The sequence below is a fragment of the Pseudomonas sp. ES3-33 genome (assembly GCF_000952175.1).
Classification (GTDB): domain Bacteria; phylum Pseudomonadota; class Gammaproteobacteria; order Pseudomonadales; family Pseudomonadaceae; genus Aquipseudomonas; species Aquipseudomonas gregormendelii.
The window spans coordinates 40,400-65,489 of the sequence record NZ_JZRI01000050.1 but is presented as its reverse complement, the minus strand read 5'-3'; the positions used below and the strand labels follow the sequence as shown (position 1 = coordinate 65,489).

Annotated in this window: 23 protein-coding genes; 6 read left to right on the top strand and 17 right to left on the bottom strand. The window is 60.1% G+C overall.

What is annotated here, in order from left to right:
* Positions 1-74: 74 nt before the first annotated feature.
* From UB23_RS08405 to UB23_RS08355, 11 genes are all read right to left on the bottom strand, one after another.
* Positions 75-419, bottom strand: a complete 345-nt coding sequence (locus UB23_RS08405; protein WP_045058882.1) for a flagellar protein FlaG — start codon at positions 417-419, stop codon at positions 75-77.
* An 86-nt stretch (positions 420-505) separates the two neighbouring features.
* Positions 506-2,209, bottom strand: coding sequence for a flagellin N-terminal helical domain-containing protein (locus UB23_RS08400; protein ID WP_045058881.1), 1,704 nt, complete (start codon positions 2,207-2,209; stop codon positions 506-508).
* A 241-nt stretch (positions 2,210-2,450) separates the two neighbouring features.
* On the bottom strand, positions 2,451-3,377 hold the full coding sequence (locus UB23_RS08395; protein WP_045058880.1) for a ketoacyl-ACP synthase III: 927 nt from the start codon (positions 3,375-3,377) through the stop codon (positions 2,451-2,453).
* Positions 3,378-3,719: 342 nt separating this feature from the next.
* Entirely contained in the window at positions 3,720-5,309 is a 1,590-nt protein-coding gene (locus UB23_RS08390) for a flagellar hook-associated protein 3 (protein WP_045058879.1), read from the bottom strand.
* Positions 5,310-5,323: 14 nt separating this feature from the next.
* Positions 5,324-7,348 (bottom strand): flagellar hook-associated protein FlgK, encoded by a 2,025-nt coding sequence (gene flgK, locus UB23_RS08385; protein ID WP_045058878.1) that lies wholly within the window; start codon positions 7,346-7,348, stop codon positions 5,324-5,326.
* 23 nt (positions 7,349-7,371) lie between these two features.
* Positions 7,372-8,679: a flagellar assembly peptidoglycan hydrolase FlgJ gene (gene flgJ / locus UB23_RS08380; RefSeq protein ID WP_045058877.1), complete on the bottom strand. Its 1,308-nt coding sequence runs from the start codon at positions 8,677-8,679 to the stop codon at positions 7,372-7,374.
* A gap of 11 nt (positions 8,680-8,690) precedes the next feature.
* Entirely contained in the window at positions 8,691-9,800 is a 1,110-nt protein-coding gene (locus UB23_RS08375) for a flagellar basal body P-ring protein FlgI (RefSeq protein WP_045058876.1), read from the bottom strand.
* 18 nt (positions 9,801-9,818) lie between these two features.
* The gene (flgH, locus tag UB23_RS08370; RefSeq protein ID WP_045058875.1) at positions 9,819-10,514 is read right to left on the bottom strand and encodes a flagellar basal body L-ring protein FlgH; all 696 of its coding nucleotides are present in this window, start codon (positions 10,512-10,514) and stop codon (positions 9,819-9,821) included.
* 52 nt (positions 10,515-10,566) lie between these two features.
* Complete coding sequence (flgG, locus tag UB23_RS08365) at positions 10,567-11,352, bottom strand: flagellar basal-body rod protein FlgG (protein ID WP_045058874.1); 786 nt, start codon at positions 11,350-11,352, stop codon at positions 10,567-10,569.
* 45 nt (positions 11,353-11,397) lie between these two features.
* Positions 11,398-12,138, bottom strand: a complete 741-nt coding sequence (locus tag UB23_RS08360; RefSeq protein WP_045058873.1) for a flagellar basal body rod protein FlgF — start codon at positions 12,136-12,138, stop codon at positions 11,398-11,400.
* Between the two features lie 286 nt (positions 12,139-12,424).
* Positions 12,425-13,987, bottom strand: coding sequence for a sigma-54-dependent phenylalanine hydroxylase transcriptional regulator PhhR (locus UB23_RS08355; protein ID WP_045058872.1), 1,563 nt, complete (start codon positions 13,985-13,987; stop codon positions 12,425-12,427).
* Positions 13,988-14,306: 319 nt separating this feature from the next.
* On the opposite strand from UB23_RS08355, the gene phhA reads away from it, so the two are divergent.
* The 6 genes from phhA to UB23_RS08330 all read left to right on the top strand — a co-directional run bounded on the left by phhA (position 14,307) and on the right by UB23_RS08330 (position 18,716).
* Complete coding sequence (gene phhA, locus UB23_RS08350; RefSeq protein ID WP_045058871.1) at positions 14,307-15,098, top strand: phenylalanine 4-monooxygenase; 792 nt, start codon at positions 14,307-14,309, stop codon at positions 15,096-15,098.
* Positions 15,099-15,167: 69 nt separating this feature from the next.
* Entirely contained in the window at positions 15,168-15,524 is a 357-nt protein-coding gene (locus UB23_RS08345) for a 4a-hydroxytetrahydrobiopterin dehydratase (protein WP_045058870.1), read from the top strand.
* Positions 15,524-16,717 (top strand): amino acid aminotransferase, encoded by a 1,194-nt coding sequence (locus UB23_RS08340; RefSeq protein ID WP_045058869.1) that lies wholly within the window; start codon positions 15,524-15,526, stop codon positions 16,715-16,717. Before UB23_RS08345 ends, UB23_RS08340 begins: the two co-directional genes overlap by 1 nt.
* Positions 16,718-17,025: 308 nt before the next feature.
* The gene (locus UB23_RS30500; RefSeq protein WP_263868325.1) at positions 17,026-17,157 is read left to right on the top strand and encodes a hypothetical protein; all 132 of its coding nucleotides are present in this window, start codon (positions 17,026-17,028) and stop codon (positions 17,155-17,157) included.
* A 37-nt stretch (positions 17,158-17,194) separates the two neighbouring features.
* On the top strand, positions 17,195-17,434 hold the full coding sequence (locus UB23_RS08335; RefSeq protein WP_082069154.1) for a hypothetical protein: 240 nt from the start codon (positions 17,195-17,197) through the stop codon (positions 17,432-17,434).
* A gap of 82 nt (positions 17,435-17,516) precedes the next feature.
* Positions 17,517-18,716 (top strand): MFS transporter, encoded by a 1,200-nt coding sequence (locus UB23_RS08330; protein WP_045058868.1) that lies wholly within the window; start codon positions 17,517-17,519, stop codon positions 18,714-18,716.
* Here UB23_RS08330 and arfB read toward each other — a convergent pair.
* The 6 genes from arfB to UB23_RS08300 all read right to left on the bottom strand — a co-directional run bounded on the left by arfB (position 18,713) and on the right by UB23_RS08300 (position 25,087).
* Positions 18,713-19,126 (bottom strand): alternative ribosome rescue aminoacyl-tRNA hydrolase ArfB, encoded by a 414-nt coding sequence (arfB, locus tag UB23_RS08325; protein WP_045058867.1) that lies wholly within the window; start codon positions 19,124-19,126, stop codon positions 18,713-18,715. The genes UB23_RS08330 and arfB overlap by 4 nt on opposite strands.
* A gap of 122 nt (positions 19,127-19,248) precedes the next feature.
* Positions 19,249-20,661 (bottom strand): amino acid permease, encoded by a 1,413-nt coding sequence (locus UB23_RS08320; protein WP_045058866.1) that lies wholly within the window; start codon positions 20,659-20,661, stop codon positions 19,249-19,251.
* A gap of 877 nt (positions 20,662-21,538) precedes the next feature.
* Positions 21,539-22,807, bottom strand: a complete 1,269-nt coding sequence (gene rluB, locus UB23_RS08315) for a 23S rRNA pseudouridine(2605) synthase RluB (protein ID WP_045058865.1) — start codon at positions 22,805-22,807, stop codon at positions 21,539-21,541.
* A gap of 155 nt (positions 22,808-22,962) precedes the next feature.
* Positions 22,963-23,154 (bottom strand): DUF1289 domain-containing protein, encoded by a 192-nt coding sequence (locus tag UB23_RS08310; protein ID WP_045058864.1) that lies wholly within the window; start codon positions 23,152-23,154, stop codon positions 22,963-22,965.
* A gap of 128 nt (positions 23,155-23,282) precedes the next feature.
* Positions 23,283-24,317: an SMC-Scp complex subunit ScpB gene (gene scpB, locus UB23_RS08305; RefSeq protein ID WP_045058863.1), complete on the bottom strand. Its 1,035-nt coding sequence runs from the start codon at positions 24,315-24,317 to the stop codon at positions 23,283-23,285.
* Positions 24,318-24,328: 11 nt separating this feature from the next.
* Complete coding sequence (locus UB23_RS08300; RefSeq protein WP_177328538.1) at positions 24,329-25,087, bottom strand: segregation and condensation protein A; 759 nt, start codon at positions 25,085-25,087, stop codon at positions 24,329-24,331.
* Between the last annotated feature and the right edge of the window lie 3 nt (positions 25,088-25,090).

Sequence of the window (25,090 nt, the reverse complement as noted above, 5' to 3'; positions counted from 1 at the left end):
CTCCTTCCCGGACGGTCGCCATGTTCTTGACGAGCGATTAACCTTTAACAGCCAGCATCAAAACCCGTGCCAGATCAGGCTCTTTCGTCGAACAAAAGGCTGCTTGCGTCGTGCAGGCTCGCTGCCAGTTTTAATGCTGCTTCTGAAGGTAGCTGGCGAATGACTTCACCGCTCTCTGTAGCAATGACCTTGACCACGACTCGACCCGTCGAATCATCGATGGAGAAATCCAGATTGCGCTTGGTCGATTGCACAAAGTCGCGGATCTCGGTCACTGCTTTTTCCAACTCTGCCCGCTTGGGCTGTCCCACTGGTGTAACTGTGCTCACATCGACAGATTGCGCCGACGGTTTTGCGCTGACTGTCCCTTGCACCGGATTCACGGGCGGGGCTTGATTCAACGTGACACTCATGTCCATTACCATCTCCTCACATGAGAAACCAACGGAATGAACAAAAGGGCGCGTTAGACGCGCCCTTCCATTTCAATCACCAGACGCTGGAATTACTGAAGCAGTTTCAGTACAGCGGATGGCAGTTGGTTAGCCTGGGACAGGATCGCGGTGGAAGCCTGTTGCAGGGTTTGTTGCTTGGTCAGCTCGGCAGTTTCGGAAGCGAAGTCAGCATCCTGAACGCGACCGCGTGCAGCGGTAGAGTTCTGAGCGATGCTTTGCAGGTTGGCTACAGTGCTGTCGAAACGGTTTTGAACGGCACCCAGCGCGGCGCGCTGGCTGTCGATCTGCTGGATGGCAGCGTCGAGAGCTTGTACGGATTGCTGGGAGCCGGCAGCGGACAGGATGTCCAGGTCGCCAACGGTGGTTTGGGTTTCGCTGGCGTTGGAGATACCTGCTTTTAGACCCAGGTCACCCAGGGAACCGGTGTTGCCTGCTGAGATCACGATGTCAGCCTTGCCGCTGAGCTGAATCTTGCCATCAGCGGTCTTGGTAGCGGTAGCACCGGCACTGGCACTGTTGATCGACGAAATAACAGCGTCAAGGTCGCTGCCCTTAGTGATCTTGATTTCGGTGGTGCCGATTTTCAGGGAGGTATCTGCAGTCATCTTCACATCGGAAGTACCGCTTTTCAGGCCCAACGTGGCGAGAGAACCGCTGTCACTTGCGCCAGTATTGTCTGCCAGGGTCAGCTTGGTGCCATCTTTGGAAGTGATGGAGATTTGACCATCAACAATTTTAGCGCTGCCAACACCGGCCACTGCTGCGATGTCGGCCAGAATCTTGTCCACGTCGGATCCGGCGGCGCCAGTCCAAGAAACGGCAGTGTTGTTAACCAGGATGCTACCTTTGGGAGGGATAGATGGGCCGTCGGTTTTGTTGCTAGTGGTACCAGCCGTCAGCCCAAACTTACCTACATCAGCACCTGCTATGGATACAGGTCCAGCAGGGTTGGTGATCGCGATAGGATCAGTAGCGGTCGCTGCAGCAGCAGTAAACGTGGTGCTGCCGGTGGCGGCGCGCACTTGAAGTTGAATTGCAGCAGCAACTTTGCTGCTATCGTTATCGGTAGTGGCCAACGTAATGTCAACACCGTTAACACTTAGTTTTTCAGTGCCCGTTGGAGCGAACGCGGCGTAAGCAACACCGGTAACAGTAGTGGACTTCAGAGTAGTGGTAGAACCTTGCACGCTAGCAGCCATGGCAGACATTGGACCGCCAGTCACTTCAGCGCTGCTGTAAGTGCCTTTCAGGCCCGAAGCGCTAAGGTTGCCCATGCCGAACGAAATGGTTTCGTTAGCGCTGGAGCCTACCTGGAAGCTGGTGTTCTGGAACGAACCGTCCAGCAGGTTCTTGCCACCGAAGGTGGTGGTGTTGGAGATACGGTTCAGCTCACCCGAGAGTGCGGTGAATTCCTGGTTCAGGGAAGTACGGTCGTCATCGCTGTTCGAGCCGTTCGCCGATTGCAGAGCCAGTTCACGCATACGCTGCAGGATGTTGGTGGATTCTTGCATCGCGCCTTCAGCAGTCTGGGCGATGGAGATACCGTCGTTGGCGTTTTTCACGGCAACGTTCAGACCATTGATCTGGCTGGTCAGACGGTTAGCGATCTGCAGGCCGGCAGCGTCGTCTTTAGCGCTGTTGATTTTCAGGCCGGAAGACAGACGGCTCATCGAGGTGCTCAGAGCATCGGAAGCCTTGTTCAGGTTTTTCTGAACGCCCAGGGAGGTGATGTTGGTATTAACAGATAAAGACATGACGAATTCCTCGTTGGTTGGGTGCTGCGGCTTCCGGCCCTGGCAACCGCCGGGTGTGGCCTAGAGAACCTTCGTAATAGTTATCGTCGTAAAAGCAGGTTGCTTGAGCGCTTTTTTGATTTTTTTTACTAGCACCGTGCCACTCCTTGCGATTCAAGCGCTTACATCGACACGCCAGAAAGCAAAAACGCCCATGACCTCGCGGCCATGGGCGTTTTTTTGGCGTTATTTAACTGGCGCGTCAGGGGCGGTGAATAATTGCCGAACCCCAGGAAAGACCCACACCGAAACCACTGATCGCTACGCGCTTCCAGCTGGAGTCGAACATGTGCTTTTCCAGCAGCAGCGGAATGCTCGACGACACGGTGTTGCCGGTCTCGACCATGTCCTTGATGAACTTCTCCGGCTCGCCTTCGAAACGACGAGCCACAGCGTCGACGATGGCCGCACTGCCCTGGTGGATGCAGAACGCATCGATGTCCTGGGATACCAGGCCAGACTCATCGAGCAGCTCGTGCAGATGCGCCGGCACCTTGAGCAGGGCAAAGTTGAACACCTGCCGGCCGTTCATATAGAACACGCCGTCGGTGACTTTCAGGTGCGGAGCACCGGAGCCGTCGGTGCCGAACTTGGCTTTGCCGAGCTGCCAGGCTGCATCTTCACCCATCCAGGTGGCCGTGGCGGCGTCGCCGAACAGCATGGTGGTGTTGCGGTCTTCAGGGTCGACGATCTTCGAATACGGGTCGGCGGTGATCAGCAGGCCATTCTTCAGGCCTGTAGCTTCCATGAAGCCCTTGATGGCGTAGATGCCATAGACATAACCCGAGCACCCCAGGGAGATGTCGAAGGCTGCGACGTTGGTCGACAGGCCGAGTTTGTCCTGGACGATGGCCGACGTGTGCGGCAGCCCTTCTTCGTCACCGTTCTGGGTGACGACGATCAATACGTCGATGGCTTGACGATCGAGCTGCGGATTATTGGCGAACAACGCGTTTGCGGCCTCGACACACAGGTCGGAGGTTTCCTGGGCAGCGTCCTTGCGCGGCAGGAACGCCGAGCCGATTTTTCCAAGGATGAATTCTTCATCCTTTTCGAACTTCGCACCCTGAGCATAGTTATCCAGCCCACTCGCTGGCACGTAGCTGGCAATGCTTTTTATGCCAATCATTGTGGCTTCCCAATACTAAATAGCTGGAGATCACCGCTCGCAAGACCGAGAGGTACTGACAATACTGGACTTCGCCGAGTGAAAAAATACGGCGCAGGCGCTCCGCCAATCCGGAAAACACGCCCGACAAGGGTCAGCCCCCTGCCCATCCTTTTTTACACAATACAGTGAAGATGCGCTTTATGACTCGCAGGTCACGCATTATGCGTGGCTTATACCAAACATCCAGTCACAAACAGGCGATCAACCGCCGACTGGAGGGTAAAAACGATCAACCTAAGGGAGGAAAAAGCGTCAACGAGACATCGCCGGCACCCTGGGGTGCCGGTAATCAAAGGAGGGTTACAGCTTGTTGAACAGGCTCAACTGGGCGATTTTGACGAACGCCAATTGCGAGGCTTGCAGCAGTGATTGCTGAAAGGCCAGGTCGATAGATGCTGTTGCCACGTCAGTATCGCCAATGGCGGCCTGGGTACTGGTGTTTACCAGGCCGATGCTGGTGTTTTCGGCGCTCTGGATGTCAATGGCACCCAATCGAGCACCAATCGACCCGCGAACGTTATCGATCTGCTCGCTGGAGTTGGACAGGTTACTGATCGCTGCATTCACCGCGTCCTTGAGCTTGATCTGAGCCAGATCATTGCCGTCGGCCGGGGTTTCGAGCGCCTGGCGCAACTGACTCAATGTATCCAGTGCACTCTGAGTTTTATGGCTGCTGGCACCTACTACGAATTGATCGTCTGCTGCCGGGGCGCCGGTGAAGTCGAGCTTGACCCCCGCTACAGTGATCGAGCCCGCAGCCAGCACCCCACCACCGATTGGCTTGCTGTCCGAGCCCATTGGCTGGGCAAAGACTTCGTAGTTTGTTGCATCGGTGAATTTGACCACCACGCCGCTGTTAGGAAATCCGTTGACGTAGTCAGATTGGCTGGAGACGCCGGAACCGGTGATCTGAGCAGTCGAGGTATTACTCGGCGTGCGTGAAGAGTTAAAGCTGTCAGGTTTGGTGCCCAGCGAAAAAATGTGATCCTTCACTTCTTCATCAGGCGTCATCGGCAACGTGGTCACCGGATCGATAGGCGCCTTTAGTCGCAGCGTGATGTCGAACTCCACTCCGCGCAAATTGATGGTCGAGCCACCCTGCTTGCTCGCATCGAAAGCGCCATTGCCGGACACTTCGGTGGTCACGTCGTTACCATCCTTATCAGCGATGGTGTAGTGAGTACTGTCGACGAACTTCAGTTCGTAAGGCTCGCCTGCAGCAAAGTTCTTGGTGTAGGCCGCATTCGATTTCATCAGGCCTGCCGACACTGAAACCGTACCGTCATTAGGCTTGGAAGGATCGAGTACCGCCTGGGTGCGACCTGAGTTCGTGGCCGACTCGAGGACGCTCTTACCGGTGTCGTTGGTCGCAATCGACAAAATGTCAGAGACTTGCAAGCTCAACTGGTTGTCATCACCCTGATAAGAGTAGGTGCCATCGTTGTTGCGCACATAGGGGGGAGTCAGGGTTTTCGAGCCGGAGAACATGTAGTTGCCGGACGGGTCCTTGCTATTGAGCAGGCCCAATACTTGCTCTTCGATCTCACCGATTTCGCTGGCAATCGACTTTCGATCAGCATCGCTGTAGCCACCGTTACCGGCCTGCAGCGCCAGTTCGCGACCGCGCTGAATCGAGGTATTCAGGCTTTCAAGGACGCTCTCCTGGTTAGACAGCGAACTCTTGATGCTGCCCATATTGGTACTGTATTGCCCCAGCATCGCCTTCTGCTGCTGCAACATCAACAACTGCGCAGCACCGACAGGATCATCACCGGCACTTTGAATACGCACGCCCGAAGTGATCTGCTCCTGAGTCTTCACAATCGAGGAGAAGTTGTTCTGGTACTTGGCCGCACTCGTCTCAAAGTACTGGGCTGTAGAAATTCGCATCGTCGAAGACTCCCTTAAAGACTGTTGATCAGCGTGCTGAAGGTTTCTTGCGCGGCCTTGATAATCTGCGACGACGCGGTGTAGTACTGCTGGAACTTGACCAGGTCGGCGGCCTCGTCGTCCAGGTTAACCTGGGACACGGAGGCGACTTCGGACTTGGCGCGGGCCAGGATCGCCCCGCTGGCGGTGCTGTCACCCAGGGCCTGGCTGGCCTTGGCACCGACCTGTTCCACCAGGCGGCTGTAGGCGGTGGTCATGCTCATGCCGGCGTTGCCGCCGCTGACGCCGACCGTGGCCTTGGTTTGCAGGCCCAACAATTCGTTGGCGTTGCGGTTGTCTTTCTTGCCGTCGACGTTGAAGGCGACTTCGTACTTGTCGTTCTTCGACGGTGAGCCGCTGACCGTGGTGTTGAAGGAAAACGATTTACCAGGGATCGCCGTGCCCGTCGCGTCGAGCATCGGCACGTTGATCGTCAGGTCGTTGCCCTGCCCAGGCACGATGGTGCCGGTGCCAATGCTCTGGCCTTTGGCGTTGAACACTTCGTAGCCCTGGCTGCCGCCGGCAGCGTCCTTGAAGGTCAGGGTCACCGGCATGGAATTCTTGATCCCGGCCTGCAGGTCGGCCAGGTCGGCGCCGGCGTAGATGTCCATTGGCACGGTCAGCGCGGGCGCGGTCAAGGCGCCAGTGCCGCCGTTGCCGGTGTTGCTGGTCGCGACCAGGGCGCCGGCAAAGGCCAGCTTGTTGGAATCGGTCATCTGGGTGGTGATGTTGCTGGCACCGGTGCGGGTCGGGATCACCTTGAAGGTATCGCCCGCACTCAGGGCAGCGCCGTTAAGATTGAGCTTGAACCCATCGATCTCGGCCGCCGGGTTCAGATCAAAACTGCCCATGCTTTTGCCGTCGGAGCGCTTGACCGTGTACTTGTCCGCAGCGGTGAACGTCACTTCGTAATCGAAGGCGGTCAACGCACTGGTGTTAGTGATGGTGACGTCGAGATTGCCCGAGCCCGCGCTATTGCTCGAGGCGGCGAGACTGCGCTGGCTGATCGCTGCGGCACTGTTGATGCTGGAGAACAGCGATGCGCCAAACTCGCCATTGGCGTCGAGGCCCTGGCCCAGCTGGCGGTTGATCTTGTCGGCGACCACGATGGCGGTGCGGCCCAGGTCGTTCATTGCCGGCACCAGCACGTCGTCGCGGTAGCGCAGCAGTCCGCCGATCTTGCCGCCGCTGACGACAGAGGTCACATCGCTCACTGAAGACGGCGATTTGACCTGGATAGTTACCTGGTTCTTGTCGATGCCGGTGCGGGCGGTCGTCAGGGTGTTGGACGTGTTGCCCAACACCAGCGACTGGCCGGTACCGAGGGATACGTTGTAGCTGCCGTTCTGTTCCTGGACGGTCACGCCGACCAGTTCATTGAGTGTGCGCACGGCTTCGTTACGCGCATCGAGCAGGTTGTTCGGGCCGCTGCCGTTCGAGCTGCCGGCCTGGGAAATCTGCTGGTTCAGCGAGGCGATGGAGGACGTCAGCTGATTGACCTTTTCGGTCATGGTGGTCAGCTGGCTGTTGATGCCTTCGTTTTGCTGCTGCATCTGCGACGACAACGCGTTGAAGCGGTTGCTCAGGGTCTGCGCATTGGTCAGCAGCAACTGCCGCGCAGCCGTGTCGCTGGGCGTGGCGGCCGAGGTCTGCACGGCGGCAAAGAAGCTGCTCAACACCGCACTGATGCCGGTGGTTTTGTCCGAGAACAGCTTGTCGAGCGGGTTCACCTGCTCAAGGTAGGAGTTGGCATCGTTGCTCAGCGAAGTGCTGGTCTGCAGCTGCTGATCGAGATAGGCGTTATATACCCGACGCACATCCGCCAGGGTCGTGCCGCTGCCGATGAACACCCCGCCATTGAGGTTCGAGGCATTGCTGGTCTGAATGGTCTGCTGGCGTGAATAGCCGGCGGTGTTGGCGTTGGCAATGTTATTGCCGACAGTCGCCAACGACACCTGACTGGCGTTGAGACCCGACATCCCGATATTGAGCAAACTCATGGTTCAGACCTTATACCTTGTGCCTATAAAGGCGTAGTGGAAACGCCCGCCGCAGCGTAGTTCTGATAACTCGTCATCTGCCTGGCTATTTGCGAAATCTTGCTGGCGTAGTTCGGGTCGGTTGCGTAGCCGGCCTTCTGCAACTCGCGTACAAATTGTTCGGGGTTATCGGCAGACTTCACGACATCTTGATAGCGATTGTTGGATTGCAGCAGCGTCACGAGGTCGTGGAAGCTGTCCTTGTAGGAGTCGTAGGTACGGAACTGCGCCGTCTCCTTGACCATCTCGCCGTTTCTGAATTCGCTGGTGATGGCCCGGGCTGAATCGCCCTTCCAGTTGCTGCTGGCCTTGATGCCGAACAGGTTGTGGCTGCTGCTGCCATCCTGGGCGCGCATGACCGATTTGCCCCAGCCGGTTTCGAGGGCGGCCTGGGCCACCAGGTAACGCGGATCGACGCCGATGCGGTCGGCGGCTTCCTTGGCCATGGGCAGCATGGCGTTGACGAATTCGTCGGCGGAGCTGAAGGCTTTCTTTGGCGGTGCCAGCGGGATCTGCGCCATGGCCCGGCCGTAGACCTGCAGGCGACCGCTGGCCGGTGCTTCGGTTTGGGCGGTCAGCCAGTCGCCGTTGTACAGCGAGCCGGAACCGGTCGGGCTGATCGCGGGCACGTCGATTTTGTTGATGGCGGTCGCCGCTGTCGTCGCAGTCGCAGCCGGCGTCGCGGCCGATGGCACCAGGCCGGCGAGCAGGCGGTCTGCGAGTTTTGGCGGCAACGCCAGGCGGCGCTGGTTGATCAGCGCCATGTCATTGCGATGCGCGCCCTCGCCTGCTGCCTGCGGTGCATGGATCGATCGCGACGCCCACAACGGGCGCTGGCCATTGAGGCGCGACAAGGGTCCGTGGGTGGCAGCCGTGCCGGCGGCAATTGGCGTTTCCACGGCGGCTTTGGCCTCGGCTTGCTTGGCGGCGGACGCTGCCGCCGCTTCACCCGGGGCCATGGGTTTGTTCTTCGACATCTGACGCATCAACACATCGGCCAGGCCGATACCGCCGCCTTCGCGGGACATGGAAACGGCCAGCTGCTGGTCGTACATTTCCTGGTACTGCTTGGCTTCGGCGGTGTTGAGCGGGTTGTCCTGGCCCAGCGCATTGGTGGCCGAGCGCATGGACTTGAGCATTTCACCGAGGAACAGCGACTCGAATTCCTGCGCCACTTTGCGCATGTTCGCGTCGCTGTTCTTGTCGCCGACCTTGAGCTGGTTGAGGCGATTCAAGTCCGAGTAGGACCCCGAATCGCTGCTGCTGACCACACCGCTCTTGTACATATCCATGGGCGCAGTCCTCAGATCACGATCAGGTCGGCTTGCAGTGCGCCGGCCTGTTTCAGTGCTTCGAGGATGGCCATCAAGTCACCCGGTGCGGCGCCGACCTGGTTCACCGCTCGCACGATTTCGTCGAGGGTGGTGCCCGGGCCGAACTTGAACATCGGCTTGGCTTCCTGCTGGGCGTTGACCCTCGAGCGTGGCACCACGGCCGTCTGGCCATTGGACAGCGGGCCCGGCTGGCTGACGATCGGGTCTTCGGTGATGGTCACGGTCAGGCTGCCGTGGGTCACGGCGGCCGGGGACACTTTCACGTTCTGGCCGATCACGATAGTGCCGGTGCGCGAGTTGATGATGACTTTGGCCACCGCCTGGCCCGGATCGACTTCGAGGTTCTCGATGATCGACAGGTAGTCCACGCGCTGGCTCGGGTCCAGTGGCGCACTGACGCGGATCGAGCCGCCGTCGATGGCCTGGGCCACGCCCGGGCCGAGCATGTTGTTGATCTTGTCGACGATGCGCTTGGCGGTGGTGAAGTCCGAACGGTTGAGGTTCAGGGTCAGGCTGTTGCCCTGGTTGAAACCACTTGGCACCGCCCGCTCGACCGATGCACCACCGGGAATGCGCCCCGCCGACGGGACGTTGACGGTGATCTTCGAACCGTCGCGGCCCTCGGCATCAAAACCGCCGACCACCAGGTTGCCCTGGGCGATCGCGTAGACGTTACCGTCAATACCTTTGAGCGGCGTCAGCAGCAAGGTACCGCCGCGCAGGCTCTTGGAGTTGCCGATGGACGCTACAGTGATGTCAATCTGCTGACCCGGCTTGGCGAACGCCGGCAAGTCGGCGCTGATCGACACCGCCGCGACGTTTTTCAACTGCACGTTGCCCGAACCCGGCGGCACCTTGATGCCGAACTGCGAGAGCATGTTGTTGAAGGTCTGCAGGGTGAACGGGGTCTGCGTCGTCTGGTCGCCGGTGCCGCTAAGCCCAACCACCAGGCCGTAGCCGATCAGTTGGTTGGAACGCACGCCAGAAATACTGGCGATGTCCTTGAGCCGCTCGGCTTGCGCGCTGAACGCAGCCGAGAGCATCAGGGCGGCCACCATCAGGCGTTTGAAGTTCAACATGCTCAACTTGATAGCCACCTAGAAAGGAAACAGCGGGCTGAGGAAGAAACGGTCGAACCAGCCTGGCTGACTCGCATCGGCAAAGGCACCGGTGCCCGAGTAGGTAATACGTGCATCGGCAACCCGGGTCGACGACACGGTGTTGTCGGTGGCGATGTCATCGGCGCGGACCATGCCGGCGATGCGCACCAGCTCATCGCCGGTGTTGAGGGTCAGCCACTTCTCGCCGCGTACGGCGATGATACCGTTGGGCAATACGTCGGCGACGGTCACGGTGATGGAGCCGGTCAGGCTGTTGCTCTGCCCGGACTTGCTGTCGCCCTTGGTCGCACGGTCGCCGGAATAACCGACGTCCAGGCTCAGGTCACCGCCACCGACCGGGTTGTTGGTGTTCAGGCCACCACCGAAAAACGAGCTCAGGCCAATGTCGGTCTTGCTGGTCTTGCCCACCTGGGAGTTGGCGTTCTTGCTGGCCTGGGTGCGCTCGTTCAGCGTGATGGTGATGATGTCACCGACGCGATACGCCTTGCGGTCGCTGTACAGGTTCTGTTCGAATCCGGCCTGGTAGATCGAGCCATTGTTGGCGGCAGCCGGCAGTGGTGTGCGCGGCAACACCGGGGCGTAGTAAGGGTCATTGGGCCGCGGCGCAGGCGCGACACAGCCCGCGAGTGCGGTGATGCCACTCAGTGCCAGAACAGATACGAAGCGATTCATGACCCTACCTCACGGTGTTGCAGGCGACCGCGTGGCCGCCCCATATTCTTGATTACAGATTCTGCGTTACGAACGAGAGCATCTGGTCGGCGGTGGAGATCACCTTGGAGTTCATCTCGTAGGCGCGCTGGGTGGTGATCATGTTGACCATCTCCTCAACGGTGCTGACGTTGGAGGTTTCCAGGGTGTTCTGCAGCGTGGTGCCGAAACCGGCGAGGCCCGGGGTGCCAACCTGTGGCGCGCCGCTGGCGGCGGTTTCCAGGAACAGGTTGTTGCCCACCGCTTGCAGGCCGGCCGGGTTGATGAAGTCGGCGGTCTGCAGGTTGCCGATCACCTGGGAAGCGGCGTTGCCGGGAACGGTGACCGACACGGTACCGTCACGGCCGACCGTGAAGGTCTGGGCGTCGTTCGGGATGACAATGGCCGGCTCCAGGGCGAAGCCGCTGGCATTGACGATCTGGCCGTTGGAGTCCAGGTGGAAAGTACCGTCACGGGTATAGGACGTGGTGCCATCCGGCTGCAGGATCTGGAAGAAACCGCGACCGTCGATAGCCATGTCCAGCGGCTGCTCGGTGGTTTGCAGGCTGCCGGCGGTGAAGTTTTTCTGGGTGCCGACGATGCGCACACCAGTACCCACTTGCAGACCCGACGGCAATTCGCTGTCCTGGGTCGACTGGGCGCCAGGCTGACGCTTGATCTGATACAGCAGGTCCTGGAACTCGGCGCGATCACGTTTAAAACCCGTGGTCGACACGTTCGCCAGGTTGTTGGAAATGGTGGTCAGGTTGGTGTCCTGGGCGGACAGACCGGTTTTGGCAACCCATAGAGCCGGAAGCATTCGATTCTCCTCGTGCGCCTGTTTTACGGCGCGACGTTCTGGTAATTAGCTGATCTGCAAGACCCGAGCCATGGCCTGGTCGTCTTCTTTGGCGGTGTTCATCATCTTGATGTGCAATTCGAACTGCTTGGCCAGGGCCAGCACCGAGGTCATTTCTTCCACGGCGTTGACGTTGCTCGACTCGAGGAAACCGGACACCAGCTTGACGTTGGCATCCGCCTGCGCCGGCTGACCGTCCTTGGTGTGGATCGAACCGTCCAGGCCTTTGGTCATGTTTCTGAAGTCAGGGTTGACCAGCTTGATGCGGTCGACTTCGGCCATCACGCGCGGGCCTTCGCCCATCGCCCGAATGCTGATGGTGCCATCCTCGCCCACCTCGATCTGTTGCTCGGGCGGCACGGCAATCGGCCCGCCATTGCCCATCACCGGCATACCGTTGCCGGCGCGCAATACGCCCAGGGCGTCGACGTTGAGGCTGCCGGTTCGCACATAGCTTTCACCGCCATCGGGGTTCTGCACGGCAATCCAGCCATTGCCCTGTACGGCAACGTCGAGGTCGCGGCCGGTTTCCACCAGCGAACCTGCGGAGAAGTCGGTGGCCGGACGCTCGGACATGGCAAACGCACGCGCCGGAAAGCTGTCACCAAACACCGGCATCGAGCGCGCCTGCTCCAGGTCTTTCTGGAATCCGTTGGTGGAGATGTTCGCGAGGTTGTTCGCATGAGCCTTCTGCGCCAGTGCATTCTGGCTGGCGCCGGTCATAGCTACATAAAGGTACTTATCCACACTCTTTCCTCTGCATGCCGGACGTTTGCCGCCCACCGCTGTACTGCTGAGCCATAAGCAATTTGCAGACCAACTATTTTCTGGCGGCGCGGGGCCCGGCAAACAGGGGGCTTGAGGGGTTTGGAGAGGAGTGAAGGAATGGGGTGAAGTCGAAAAACCGGCGGTGTTGTGCCGCTTCGCGGCAATAGAGCGAAAGATCGCAGCCTCGTTTCACTCGGCAGCTCCTACATGAATACCTGATCCCCGTAGGAGCTGCCGAGTGAAACGAGGCTGCGATCTTTTGACTTTAAGTGCTGCTGTCCTTGCCCACCTCATACTCACGCAGCTTGTTGGCAATGGTGGTATGCGAAACCCCCAGGCGTTTACCCAACTGCCGGCTGCTCGGATGTTCTGAATACAGACGCTCCAGCACCGCCTTCTCGAAGCGCCCGACAATCTCGTCCAGCCCGCCTTCCAGAGAAAAATCGCCAAGCGGCTGACGCACGCCGTAGTCCGGCAGGCGGATGTGCTCGGCCTTGACCGTGCCGCCTTCGCACAAGGACACCGCCTGGAACAGTACATTCTCCAATTGCCGAACGTTGCCCGGCCAATGGTAATGACTGAGCCGCTCCATCGCCGCCGGCGCCAGTTTCGGCAGCGGACAACCGATCTGCCGGCTGGCCTGGTCCAGGAAGTGCTCGACCAGGGGCGTCAAGCCGTCCAGGCATTCGCGCAGTGGCGGGATGTGCAACGACAAGACGTTCAGGCGGTGGTACAGATCCTGGCGGAACTCCCCGCGAGCGCACAGCTCCGACAGGTCGACCTGGGTCGCACAGATCACCCGCACATCGAGGTACACCTCTTCATCACTGCCTACCCGACGAAAGCATCCGTCCTGCAGGAAGCGCAGCAATTTCACCTGCAAGCGCGGGCTCATTTCACCGACACCATCGAGAAACAGCGTACCGCCGGCAGTCAGCTCCAGCAGCCCGAGCTTGCCTTCGGCACGGGCGCCTTCGAATGCGCCAGGGCCGTAGCCGAACAATTCGGTCTCGGCCATGGACTCCGGCAGCCCCGCACAGTTGAGCGCCATCAACGGCGACTGGCCGCGGGGACTTGCCAGGTGGCAGGCCCGCGCCAGCAACTCCTTGCCGGTGCCGGTTTCGCCTTCTATCAACAACGGTGCGTCCAGGGGCGCCATGCGCCGGGCTTCGCGGACCACGGCGGCCATCACCTTCGAGCTCTGGAAAATGCTGTCGAACCCCCGCAGTTCCTGCTTGCGCACGTTGTAGATGCGTTCACCTACCCGATCCGCGCGATGCAGCGTCAATACCGCGCCGGCCATGGCCTCGCTGTCGTCATGCTCCGATTGCAATGGCGCGATGTCGGCCAGGAACACGTCGCCCTTGACCTTGACCCGCAGCCCGTTGATCCGCGACTTGTTGGCACGTACCAGTTCCGGCAGGTCGAAATCCTCGGCGTAACGGGACAACGGGATGCCCGGCACCTCGTCCACCCGCACACCGAGCAGCTGTGCGGCGGCCCGGTTGGCCGCGACGATCGAACCGCCCATATCGATCGACAGCACCGGAAACTCCAGCGCGCCGAGCAGCGCATTGAGCTCCATGTGCCGGCGCTCGCTGGGCATCAGCCCTACGCGCTTGACGCCAAACACCCCGGGGATCGATTCGAACTTCGCCCGCAGCGCCTGGAACTGCAGGTTGATGAGGTTCGGGCAGTGCAGGTAGATCGCATTACCGTGCTCACCCCCGACTTCGCCACGCGCGACGTTGATCCCGTACTCCACCAGCAGGTTGAGGATGTCGCGCAGGATGCCGATGCGGTTCTGGCAGTGGACTTTGATACGCATATAAAGGCTCAAAAAGCGGTTAAGGAAATCATGCCAAGCTCGACCCGCTCCCACAGGGGGATTGCGGTGGCCGCAGGAGCGGTTTTTTGCTGCGACGCTCAGATAGTCGTAAAGATTATGTGACACCCACGGCGCTTTTCAAACCAGAAAACTCAACAGCCACGACACAACTGCCATTGCGTAACGAAAAGTTTACGAAAAGCACTGGTTTTTGCTCTCTACACCTCGCGCACGGGGCTGCACATCCGAAAATCCTGGGGTATTTGTAAGTCCATAGCTGGACATAACAAGAACGAATTTCCCCTAGCAGGAGAGCAGCATGAAGCAGACGCAATACGTGGCTCGTGAGCCCGATGCGCAAGGTTTTATCGATTACCCCGCCGAAGAACACGCGGTGTGGAACACGCTGATCACTCGCCAACTGAAAGTGATCGAGGGTCGTGCGTGCCAGGAATACCTGGACGGTATCGAAAAACTCGGTCTGCCCCACGACCGCATCCCGCAACTGGGCGAGATCAACAAGGTGCTCGGTGAAACCACCGGCTGGCAGGTGGCCCGGGTGCCAGCGCTGATTCCCTTCCAGACTTTCTTCGAATTGCTCGCCAACAAGCAGTTCCCGGTGGCCACTTTCATTCGCACTCGCGAAGAGCTGGACTACCTGCAAGAGCCGGATATTTTCCACGAGATATTTGGCCACTGCCCGCTGCTGACCAACCCCTGGTTCGCCGAATTCACCCACACCTACGGCAAGCTTGGCCTGCAGGCGACCAAGGAAGAACGGGTGTACCTGGCGCGCCTGTACTGGATGACCATCGAGTTCGGCCTGGTCGACACGCCCCAGGGCCAGCGCATCTACGGCGGCGGTATCCTTTCTTCACCGAAAGAAACCGTCTACTGCCTGTCCGATGAGCCTGAACATCAAGCCTTCGACCCGCTGGAATGCATGCGCACGCCTTACCGCATCGACATCCTGCAGCCCCTGTACTTCGTGCTGCCCAACCTCAAGCGCCTGTTCGACCTGGCCCACGAGGACATTATGGGCATGGTCAAGCAAGGCATGCAGATGGGCTTGCACGCACCAAAATTTCCGCCCAAGCCAAAAGCGGCCTGAGCAGATCCCGCTCGCGACTTGCGCGCAAAGATAGTAATTTCCAACAAGAATCGAATTCAGGAATACACCATGAACGCTCTGAACCAAGCCCACTGCGAAGCCTGCCAAGCCGGCGCACCTCAGGTCAGCGACGAAGAATTGCCGGTATTGCTCAAGCAGATCCCGGACTGGAACATCGAAGTTCGCGACAGCATCATGCAGCTGGAAAAAGTCTTCCTGTTCAAGAATTTCAAGCATGCGCTGGCGTTCACCAACGCGGTCGGTGAAATCTCCGAGGCGGAGGGTCACCACCCGGGCCTGCTCACCGAGTGGGGCAAAGTCACCGTGACCTGGTGGAGCCACTCCATCAAGGGCCTGCATCGCAACGACTTCATCATGGCCGCGCGCACCGACGAAGTGGCCAAGGACGCCGAGGGCCGCAAATAATGCATTTCGACTCGATCGGCCGGGTGCCTGGCGATCCGATCCTGGGGTTGATGGAGGCGTATGCGCAGGATCCCAACCCGCGCAAATTCGACCTCGGGGTGGGCGTCTATAAAGACGCCCACGGCCTGACGCCAATCCCGCAAGCGGTGAAACTCGCCGAGGCGCGACTGGTTGACAAGCAATCCACCAAGACCTATATCGGTGGTCATGGCGAGCCGGCGTTTGGCAAGGTGATCAACGAGCTGGTGCTGGGCGCCGACTCCCCGCTGATCGCCGGGCAGCGCGCGGGGGCCACGCAGACCCCAGGCGGCACCGGGGCATTGCGCCTCAGCGCCGACTTCATTGCCCAGTGCCTGCCGGGCCGTGGCGTGTGGCTGAGCAACCCGACCTGGCCGATCCATGAAACGATTTTCGCGGCAGCCGGGGTGAAGGTCAGCCATTACCCGTACGTGGGCAGCGATAACCGTCTCGACGTCGAGGCCATGCTGGCGGTACTACGTGAAGTGCCCAAGGGCGACGTAGTGCTGTTGCACGCCTGCTGCCACAACCCGACCGGTTTTGATCTGTCCCATGACGACTGGCGGCGGGTGCTGGACATCGTGCGCAGCCGCGACCTGCTGCCGCTGATCGACTTCGCCTACCAGGGTTTTGGTGATGGCCTGGAGCAGGATGCCTGGTCAACCCGACTGTTCGCCGCCGAGTTGCCGGAAGTGCTGATCACCAGTTCCTGCTCGAAGAACTTCGGCCTGTACCGCGATCGCACCGGCGCGCTGATTGTTTGCGCCCAGAGCGCTGACAAGCTGGTGGACATACGCAGCCAACTGGCCAACATTGCCCGCAACCTGTGGTCGACACCGCCGGATCATGGCGCTGCAGTGGTGGCGACCATCCTTGGCGACCCTGAGTTGAAAAGCTTGTGGGCCGACGAAGTGGAAGCCATGCGCCTGCGCATTGCGCAGTTACGCAGCGGTTTGGTAGAGGCGCTTGAGCCTCACGGTTTGCGCGAGCGTTTTGCCCACATCGGCGTTCAGCGCGGAATGTTCTCCTATACCGGCCTGTCGCCGGAGCAGGTGAAAAATCTTCGTGACCACCACAGCGTCTATATGGTCGGCACCGGCCGGGCGAACGTGGCCGGCATCGATGCAACGCGCCTGGACCTGCTGGCCGAGGCCATCGCCGAGGTCTGCAAGTAACCCTGGTTGCAAATAGCCCTGTTTGCAAAACAACCCTGTAGGAGCTGTCGAGCCTGCGAGGCTGCGATCTTTTGATTTTGAAGGGCAACGTCAAAAGATCGCAGCCTCGCAGGCTCGGCAGCTCCTACGCAGCTCTTACGCAGCTCCTGCAGTTAATCATCGCAAGATCGAGCGCCCCCCTGCGGCCATCTGTCGCAGAAATCCCAGATAAAACTCTAATTGTCATTTCTCCTGCTGTATCCTGCCCAGGCTTTGTAAAAGCGCGGATCTACCAGATCTATCAACAGACTTTGCGAGGAGCGCGAAACATGCACGAGATCCCTAATCTCCCCTTCCCAAGCCTGCACGAAACTGAGCAGACAACCACGCAGCAAGCCGGCGCCCAACAGCCCGAGCCGAAAGAAGCATCTGACAGTCGCAAGGCTGACAGCGAAGACTGAGACACCCGCAATGCCAGACCGTGTGGAAAGCGCTAACATGCGCTTTCCACACCGCCTGAACCCTGAGCCGCGCATGAACGACGACTTTAACGAGAACCAGGCCAGCGTCCTGATCGGCACCGCCGAGAAAATGATCGCTATCTGGAATCGCCTCTCCGCCGAAAAACAGGCTGCCCTGCTCGCCCGTTTCGGCACCCAGGAAAACGCCCTGGCCGCCTTGGTCACGACGCAACTGGTTGCCCCGGACACGACCAACTCAACCCCGCCCGGCAAATAGTTTTACTTTTTCACGACCTGCGCGCCCTCCCACCGCTATCATAAGCAGCCTATCTATCCTGCTTTGCCGTGGACCTTTACCCATGTCTGAAAACCAGCGCCCCCTGGCGGTCACGCTGCAAGTTGTCTCCATCGTCCTCTTCACCTTCATCGGCTACCTGAACATCGGCATTCCCCTGGCGGTACTGCCGGGCTATGTCCACAGCGACCTGGGCTTTGGTGCCGTGATCGCCGGGCTGGTGATCAGCGTGCAATACCTGGCCACCCTGCTCAGCCGACCCTACGCCGGCAAGATCATCGACAACAAGGGCAGCAAGCTGGCAGTCATGTACGGCCTTGCCGGCTGCGGCCTGAGCGGCGTGTTCATGCTGATTTCAGCCTGGACCCAAAACCTGCCGATGGTGAGCCTGATCAGCCTGTTGATTGGCCGCCTGGTGCTCGGCAGCGCCGAAAGCCTGGTCGGCTCCGGTTCGATCGGCTGGGGCATCGGCCGGGTCGGTGCGGCGAATACCGCCAAAGTCATCTCCTGGAACGGCATCGCCAGCTACGGCGCACTGGCTGTCGGCGCGCCGCTGGGTGTGCTGCTGGTGAGGGAGTTGGGCTTGTGGAGCATGGGCGTGAGTATCGTGCTGCTGGCGGTGATCGGCCTGGCCCTGGCATGGCCAAAGACCGCCGCGCCGATCGTGATCGGCGAGCGCTTGCCGTTCATGCACGTGCTGGGGCGAGTGCTGCCCCATGGCTGTGGCCTGGCGTTGGGCTCCATCGGGTTTGGCACCATCGCCACCTTCATTACCCTGTATTACGCCACGCAAAACTGGAACAACGCCGTGCTGTGCCTGAGCCTGTTCGGCGCCAGCTTCATTGGCGCGCGCCTGCTGTTCGGCAACCTGATCAACCGCCTCGGGGGCTTTCGCGTGGCGATCGCCTGCCTGTCGGTGGAAACCCTGGGCTTATTGCTGCTGTGGCTGGCACCGGATGCACACTGGGCCCTGGCCGGCGCAGCGCTTAGCGGATTTGGCTTCTCCCTGGTGTTCCCGGCGCTGGGCGTGGAAGCCGTGAACCTGGTGCCGGCTTCGAGCCGCGGGGCAGCAGTGGGCGCTTATTCGTTGTTTATCGACCTGTCACTGGGGATCACCGGGCCATTGGCCGGTGCCATCGCCGCAGGGTTCGGCTTTGCCTCGATCTTCCTGTTCGCCGCGCTTGCCGCCCTTGGCGGTCTGGCCCTGAGCATCTATTTGTACAGCCAGGCGCCGAAGTACCGGGATCAACGGGACGCCCGCTAGAAGTCGACCTTGCCGCGCCCGGCCTTGATGCTGCCGCGTTTGGTCTTGGACTCGAGGCGACGTTTTTTCGAGCCAAGGGTCGGCTTGGTCGGGCGGCGCTTCTTTTCGACCTTGGTGGCGCTCTGGATCAGCTCGACAAGGCGCTCCAACGCATCGGCGCGATTGGCTTCCTGCGTGCGGTACTGTTGGGCCTTGATGATGAGCACGCCATCGCTGGTGATGCGACTGTCGCGCAGCGCCAGCAGCCGCTCCTTGTAGAACTCGGGCAATGAAGACGCGGGGATGTCGAAGCGCAGGTGCATGGCGCTGGAGACCTTGTTGACGTTCTGCCCGCCGGCGCCCTGGGCGCGAATGGCCGTCAGCTCGATCTCGGCATCCGGCAGGTGCACGTTGTTGGAAATCTCCAGCATGGTAAAAGTGTCCGTATTCAGAAGGTGCAGGATACCCTGTGGGAGCGAGCTCCCACAGATTATGCTGCTCACCTGCAAAAAAACCCGGCACATGGCCGGGTTTGTTGTTTCTGCGTACCGCGTTACTTCACGGCAGGCTGCAAGGCATGCCGTGCGCTGCGCTTGTTCTTGATGCCATAGCAGATCCACATGAAGGCAAGCCATACAGGGATCGCGTACACCGAGACCTGGATGCCCGGGATCAACAGCATCACGCCAAGGATAAACACCACGAACGCCAGGCAGATGTAGTTGCCGTACGGGTACCACAGCGCCTTGAACAGCGGTGTCTGGCTGGTTTTGTTCATGTGCTGGCGAAACTTGAAGTGCGAGAAGCTGATCATCGCCCAGTTGATCACCAGGGTGGCTACCACCAGCGACATCAGCAGCTCAAGCGCGCTGTGAGGAATCAGGTAGTTGAGCAACACCGCGATCAGCGTGACCGCCGCCGAGGCCAGGATCGAACGCACCGGCACGCCGCGCTTGTCGATCTTCGCCAGGGCTTTCGGGGCATCGCCCTGCTCGGCCATGCCCAGCAGCATGCGGCTGTTGCAGTAGGTGCCGCTGTTGTACACCGACAATGCCGCCGTCAACACCACGAAGTTGAGGATGTGCGCCGCCGTGTTGCTGCCCAGCATCGAGAACACTTGCACGAACGGGCTGCCGCTATAGGAATCGCCGGAGGCGTTCAGGGTTTCCAGCAGGCTGTCCCATGGGGTCAGCGACAGCAGGATGACCAATGCACCGATGTAGAAAATCAGGATCCGGTAGATCACCTGGTTGATGGCTTTCGGGATCACGGTTTTCGGCTTGTCTGCTTCTGCTGCGGTGAAGCCAAGCATTTCCAGGCCGCCGAAGGAGAACATGATGATCGCCATGGCCATCACCAGCCCGCTGACACCATTGGGGAAGAAGCCGCCGTGGGACCACAGGTTGCTCACCGACGCCTGCGGCCCGCCGTTGCCGCTGACCAGCAGGTAGCTGCCCAGGGCAATCATGCCGACGATCGCCACGACCTTGATGATCGCGAACCAGAACTCTGCCTCGCCGAACACCTTGACGTTGGCCAGGTTGATCAGGTTGATCAGGACGAAGAAACCGGCCGCCGAGACCCAGGTAGGGATGTCCGGCGCCCAATAGTGGATGTACTTGCCGACGGCAGTCAGCTCCGACATGCCCACCAGGATGTACAGGATCCAGCAGTTCCAGCCCGACAGGAAGCCGGCGAAACCACCCCAGTATTTGTGCGCAAAGTGGCTGAACGAACCGGCAACCGGCTCTTCGACGATCATTTCGCCAAGCTGGCGCATGATCATGAATGCGATGAAGCCGCAGATGGCGTAGCCGAGGATCATCGAAGGGCCGGCGGATTTAAGCACCCCGGCCGAGCCGAGGAACAGTCCGGTACCGATCGCCCCACCGAGGGCGATCAGTTGAATATGGCGATTTTTCAGGCCGCGTTTCAGCTCGCCTGAATGCGAGTTTTGTCCACTCATGAAAAGGGTCTCACGCAAGGTTTGATGATGTTCAGTAGACGTGCTGCTCGGGTTGCGATTTCAAGCAGCGCCGATCAAACCCCAGCGCAAGCACCAGGAGTTCAGCGTATTTACAACGTTCATGCGTCACCTGTTTGTTTTTATCTGTGACGAAATCGAACCCGACGCGCTTGTGGCGCAACGGAGTTAACAAGGCGGATAGCCCTGAGGTTTGCGCTGGTGCGCAGGAAGTCACAGTTAAAACGCGGCGCATTGTACACCTGTAACCCCCTGCTGCCAGACCCGCTGGATCAGCGTGTCATTTGCCGGGATTGCCTGTGTCCGCCCCGGCAGTGCCGGACGGCTGCAAAAACTGATTCAGACCTTTGCAGGTCATCGACGGGGACGACAGGAAAATCGCCCCTCGGAGAGAGGTGGAGTTGGGTCACGGCGTTCATTGCGCCTCCTTGTTTTTATTCACCTGCACGGCAGGCATGGGGCGCATCTGATCCTGCTATGGAGGTTGAAACAAGCGCGATAGAGGGCTTGGGAATCCATAAGGTCTGGGCTAGCGGAAGGATTTCCTTACACCCGGCGGGAAGTAGCTGAAGCACTGGGTAATTCGTCAAGATCTCGTTACAGCGTGTAACGACGGATTTCCAATCGACATGCTTTGGTGTCTTCGCCGGTGCCATCGCGGGCAAGCCCGGCTCCCACAGGCATATCCGCCGAACACAAATGCTGCGTCTACCTCCAGCACCCTGTGGGAGCGACGGTGCGACGTGCTCGCGAAGGCGGACTGCCAGGCGCCGCAGCATTTGAGCCAGACAAAAAAAAACGCCACCCCGAAGGATGGCGCTTTTCACTGACGGCTTACCGCTTGAAGCTTACCGCTGCTTCACTCCGGCTTGCGACGCCCGAAGCCCGGACGCTGACCCGAACCGGCCGGCGCGCCACGGCGCTTGCCTGATGGCGCATCCTTGTCGACCAGGACAATGCCCGGACGCTTTTTCGCGGCTGGCTTGGCTGGACGCTTGGTGTCCGCTGGACGATCCGCCACTGGCGTACCGCGACCGGCGGGAGCGCCGCGATCACTGCGACCACCGGCTGGCGCGCCACGGCCTTCACCGCGCTCGGTACGGCCATTGGCCGGACGCGGCGTGCGTGGACCGCGCTCGCCATCGGCGCGAGGAGCCGCCGGCTTGCGGGCCGGACGTTCGCCTTCGATGTGCGGCTCACGGGCCGGACGCGGGTTGGCAGCTGGAGCACCGGCGGCTGGACGCAGGGTCCGTACACGCTCGGTGGTGCCCATCGGACGCGACGACTTGCGCTGCATCCGCTCGAGCTTGTCCTTGCTCTTGGCGTTCATCTGCGGCATGGCCACAGGCGTCAGGCCAACCTCGGCACTGAGGATGTCGACTTCGTACTGACTCATTTCGCGCCAGCGACCCATCGGCAGGTCGGAGTTGAGGAACACCGGACCGAAACGCACGCGTTTCAGGCGGCTGACCACCAGGCCCTGGGATTCCCACAGACGACGAACTTCGCGGTTACGACCTTCCATCACCACGCAGTGGTACCAGTGGTTGAAGCCTTCGCCACCTGGCGCCTGCTTGATGTCGGTGAACTTGGCCGGGCCGTCTTCGAGGACAACCCCGGCTTTCAAGCGCTCGATCATCTCGTCATCCACTTCGCCACGCACACGTACCGCGTATTCACGGTCCATCTCGTAGGAAGGATGCATCAGGCGGTTGGCCAGCTCACCGTCGGTGGTGAACATCAGCAGACCGGTAGTGTTGATGTCCAGGCGGCCGATATTGATCCAGCGACCTTCTTTCGGGCGCGGCATCTTGTCGAAAACGGTTGGACGGCCTTCCGGGTCGTTGCGGGTGCAGATTTCACCGTCGGGCTTGTTGTACATGATCACGCGGCGAACCGACTCGGCGGCCTCTTCGCGCTTGATCACCTTGCCATCGATGGTGATGGCGTCATGCAGGTCGACGCGCTGACCAAGGGTGGCGTCTTTGCCATTGACCTTGATGCGGCCATGGCTGATCCAGGCTTCCACGTCACGGCGCGAGCCTACGCCGATACGGGCGAGGACCTTCTGCAGTTTTTCGCCTGCTGGGCCGATTTCCTGGTCGTCTTTCTGGTCGTTGATACTCATCTGGGCACCTCCCGGTGTGGTCTGTTCAGGAAGCGCTGATAAGGCGTCCTGAAGCGTTGTCTATCTGGTACTTGGGCGAAGGGATCGCCGAAGGGTCGCGAATCATACGCGCATGCGCGGATTTACGCATCAGAGACTAGCGCAGGCAGACCAGGTTATTTGCTTTTGCGCCGAGCGGTAGGGCCGAGCGCGATCAGGCGTAACGCGGCTTCGGCGAGCACGGTGCGCTTGTCGACCTTGTCGAGCTTCTTCCACGACTTGATCTCGCGCTTGCTGCGGCCGCAGCCGATGCAGATGTCGTCGGTGAATTTGCAGACGCTGATGCAGGGGTCTTTGGTTGAGCTCACTTGAGGCCTCAAAAATTAAAGTCAAAAGATCGCAGCCTGCGGCAGCTCCTACATGACCGGGTACAAATTGATACCGGTGGCAAACGCGGTCCTGTAGCTGCCGAAGGCTGCGATCTTTTGGCAGCACCTCAGTCTTCGAATTCGCGGCGTTCAGCTTCGATGGCTTCGGCCAGAGCGCGGGCTTCGGCTTCCTCGTCACTCAACTCAGATTCGGGCTCCGGTTTGTGCTGTTCGAGGGCAGCGACGGCGGCCAGTAGTTTTTCGCGAGCTTCGGCAACGCCAAGCACATCGTCGCCCGGTTCCTCTTCGAGTGTGGCGTCAGGCTCGGCGTGAAGTTCAACTTCAATCGCAGGTTCTGGCTCAACCTCAACCTCAACTTCCATCTCAGGCTCAATCTCGGATTCAGATTCAGGCTGATCCTGAAACTCATCACTTTGGGTCACCGCACCATCGCGCAACAGATCGTCGAAATCGGTCTTGAGCCCCTCCTCCATGGTGTCCAGCTCCAGCAGCAAGGTATGGAAACTGGTTTCCTCCTTGGGCTCCTCCGGTTCGGCACTGGCGTCGGCCAGCTCTTGCAGGCTGGCAGGTACGGGGGCGTCGTCGAAGTCGAGCACCGGGTCGGGCTCCAGCTCGCGCAGCTCTGCCAAGGGTGGCAGATCGTCCAGATTCTTCAGGTTGAAATGGTCGAGAAACGCCTTGGTGGTGGCGAACATCGCCGGTTTGCCGGGCACGTCACGGTAGCCGACGATGCGGATCCACTCGCGCTCAAGCAGGGTCTTGACGATGTGGCTGTTGACCGCCACACCCCGCACGTCCTCGATTTCACCCCGGGTGATTGGCTGGCGATAGGCGATCAACGCCATGGTTTCGAGCATGGCGCGGGAATAGCGCTGCGGGCGCTCTTCCCACAGGCGCCCGACCCACGGCGAGAATTTTTCGCGGATTTGCAGGCGATAGCCGGAGGCGACCTCCTTGAGTTCGAAGGCACGACCATCACAGGACTTGGCCAGAATCGTCAGGGCCTTCTTGAAGACCGGTGGCTCCGGGCGCTCGGCCTCTTCGAAGAGTTCGAACAGGCGTTCAAGCGATTGCGGCTTTCCCGAGGCCAACAGGAAGGCTTCAAGCAGTGGTGCCAGCTCGCGGGGTTCAGTCAGGTTCATGATTCAACTCGTTATTCGGCTCGGGCCCGCACGTGGATCGGCGCGAACGGCTCATTCTGCACCAGCTCGACCAGGGATTCCTTGACCAGTTCGAGGATCGCCATAAAGGTCACCACCACCCCCAGGCGCCCTTCCTCGGCGGTGAACAGCTCGACGAAGGGCACGAACCCGCCGCCCTTGAGCCTTTCCAGTACATCGCTCATGCGCTCGCGGGTGGACAAGGCTTCGCGACTGACCTGGTGACTTTCGAACATATCGCCCCGGCGCAGCACCTCGGCCATGGACATCAGCAACTCCGCCAGGCTGACGTCCGGCACCAGCTTGCGCGCCCGCGCCTCGGGGGCATCAAGCCTGGGCACCACGACATCACGGCCAACCCGGCTCAGGCCATCGATGCCTTCGGCTGCGGCCTTGAACCGTTCGTACTCCTGCAGGCGCCGGATCAGTTCGGCGCGGGGATCGTCTTCCTCGGCCTCGATCGACTCCGCCCGAGGCAAGAGCATCCGCGACTTGATCTCGGCCAGCATCGCGGCCATCACCAGGTATTCGGCCGCCAGCTCCAGGCGCACCGACTGCATCAACTCGACATAGCCCATGTACTGGCGGGTAATTTCCGCCACCGGAATGTCGAGAATGTTGATGTTCTGTTTGCGGATCAGGTACAGCAGCAAATCGAGGGGGCCTTCGAAGGCTTCGAGAAACACCTCGAGAGCATCCGGCGGAATGTACAGGTCCAGCGGCATTTCCATTACCGCCTGGCCATAGACCATGGC

Coding starts and splice junctions, on each gene's coding strand:
- UB23_RS08300 (WP_177328538.1), bottom strand. CDS start 25,087: ATGGTCTATGGCCAGGCGGTAATGGAAATGCCGCTGGACCTGTACATT.
- UB23_RS08320 (WP_045058866.1), bottom strand. CDS start 20,661: ATGAGTGGACAAAACTCGCATTCAGGCGAGCTGAAACGCGGCCTGAAA.
- UB23_RS08390 (WP_045058879.1), bottom strand. CDS start 5,309: ATGCGAATTTCTACAGCCCAGTACTTTGAGACGAGTGCGGCCAAGTAC.
- UB23_RS30500 (WP_263868325.1), top strand. CDS start 17,026: ATGCACGAGATCCCTAATCTCCCCTTCCCAAGCCTGCACGAAACTGAG.
- UB23_RS08330 (WP_045058868.1), top strand. CDS start 17,517: ATGTCTGAAAACCAGCGCCCCCTGGCGGTCACGCTGCAAGTTGTCTCC.
- arfB (WP_045058867.1), bottom strand. CDS start 19,126: ATGCTGGAGATTTCCAACAACGTGCACCTGCCGGATGCCGAGATCGAG.
- flgH (WP_045058875.1), bottom strand. CDS start 10,514: ATGAATCGCTTCGTATCTGTTCTGGCACTGAGTGGCATCACCGCACTC.
- UB23_RS08405 (WP_045058882.1), bottom strand. CDS start 419: ATGGACATGAGTGTCACGTTGAATCAAGCCCCGCCCGTGAATCCGGTG.
- UB23_RS08335 (WP_082069154.1), top strand. CDS start 17,195: ATGCGCTTTCCACACCGCCTGAACCCTGAGCCGCGCATGAACGACGAC.
- UB23_RS08340 (WP_045058869.1), top strand. CDS start 15,524: ATGCATTTCGACTCGATCGGCCGGGTGCCTGGCGATCCGATCCTGGGG.
- scpB (WP_045058863.1), bottom strand. CDS start 24,317: ATGAACCTGACTGAACCCCGCGAGCTGGCACCACTGCTTGAAGCCTTC.
- UB23_RS08395 (WP_045058880.1), bottom strand. CDS start 3,377: ATGATTGGCATAAAAAGCATTGCCAGCTACGTGCCAGCGAGTGGGCTG.
- phhA (WP_045058871.1), top strand. CDS start 14,307: ATGAAGCAGACGCAATACGTGGCTCGTGAGCCCGATGCGCAAGGTTTT.
- flgK (WP_045058878.1), bottom strand. CDS start 7,348: ATGAGTTTGCTCAATATCGGGATGTCGGGTCTCAACGCCAGTCAGGTG.
- flgG (WP_045058874.1), bottom strand. CDS start 11,352: ATGCTTCCGGCTCTATGGGTTGCCAAAACCGGTCTGTCCGCCCAGGAC.
- rluB (WP_045058865.1), bottom strand. CDS start 22,807: ATGAGTATCAACGACCAGAAAGACGACCAGGAAATCGGCCCAGCAGGC.
- UB23_RS08400 (WP_045058881.1), bottom strand. CDS start 2,209: ATGTCTTTATCTGTTAATACCAACATCACCTCCCTGGGCGTTCAGAAA.
- UB23_RS08355 (WP_045058872.1), bottom strand. CDS start 13,987: ATGCGTATCAAAGTCCACTGCCAGAACCGCATCGGCATCCTGCGCGAC.
- UB23_RS08345 (WP_045058870.1), top strand. CDS start 15,168: ATGAACGCTCTGAACCAAGCCCACTGCGAAGCCTGCCAAGCCGGCGCA.
- flgJ (WP_045058877.1), bottom strand. CDS start 8,679: ATGGATATGTACAAGAGCGGTGTGGTCAGCAGCAGCGATTCGGGGTCC.
- UB23_RS08375 (WP_045058876.1), bottom strand. CDS start 9,800: ATGTTGAACTTCAAACGCCTGATGGTGGCCGCCCTGATGCTCTCGGCT.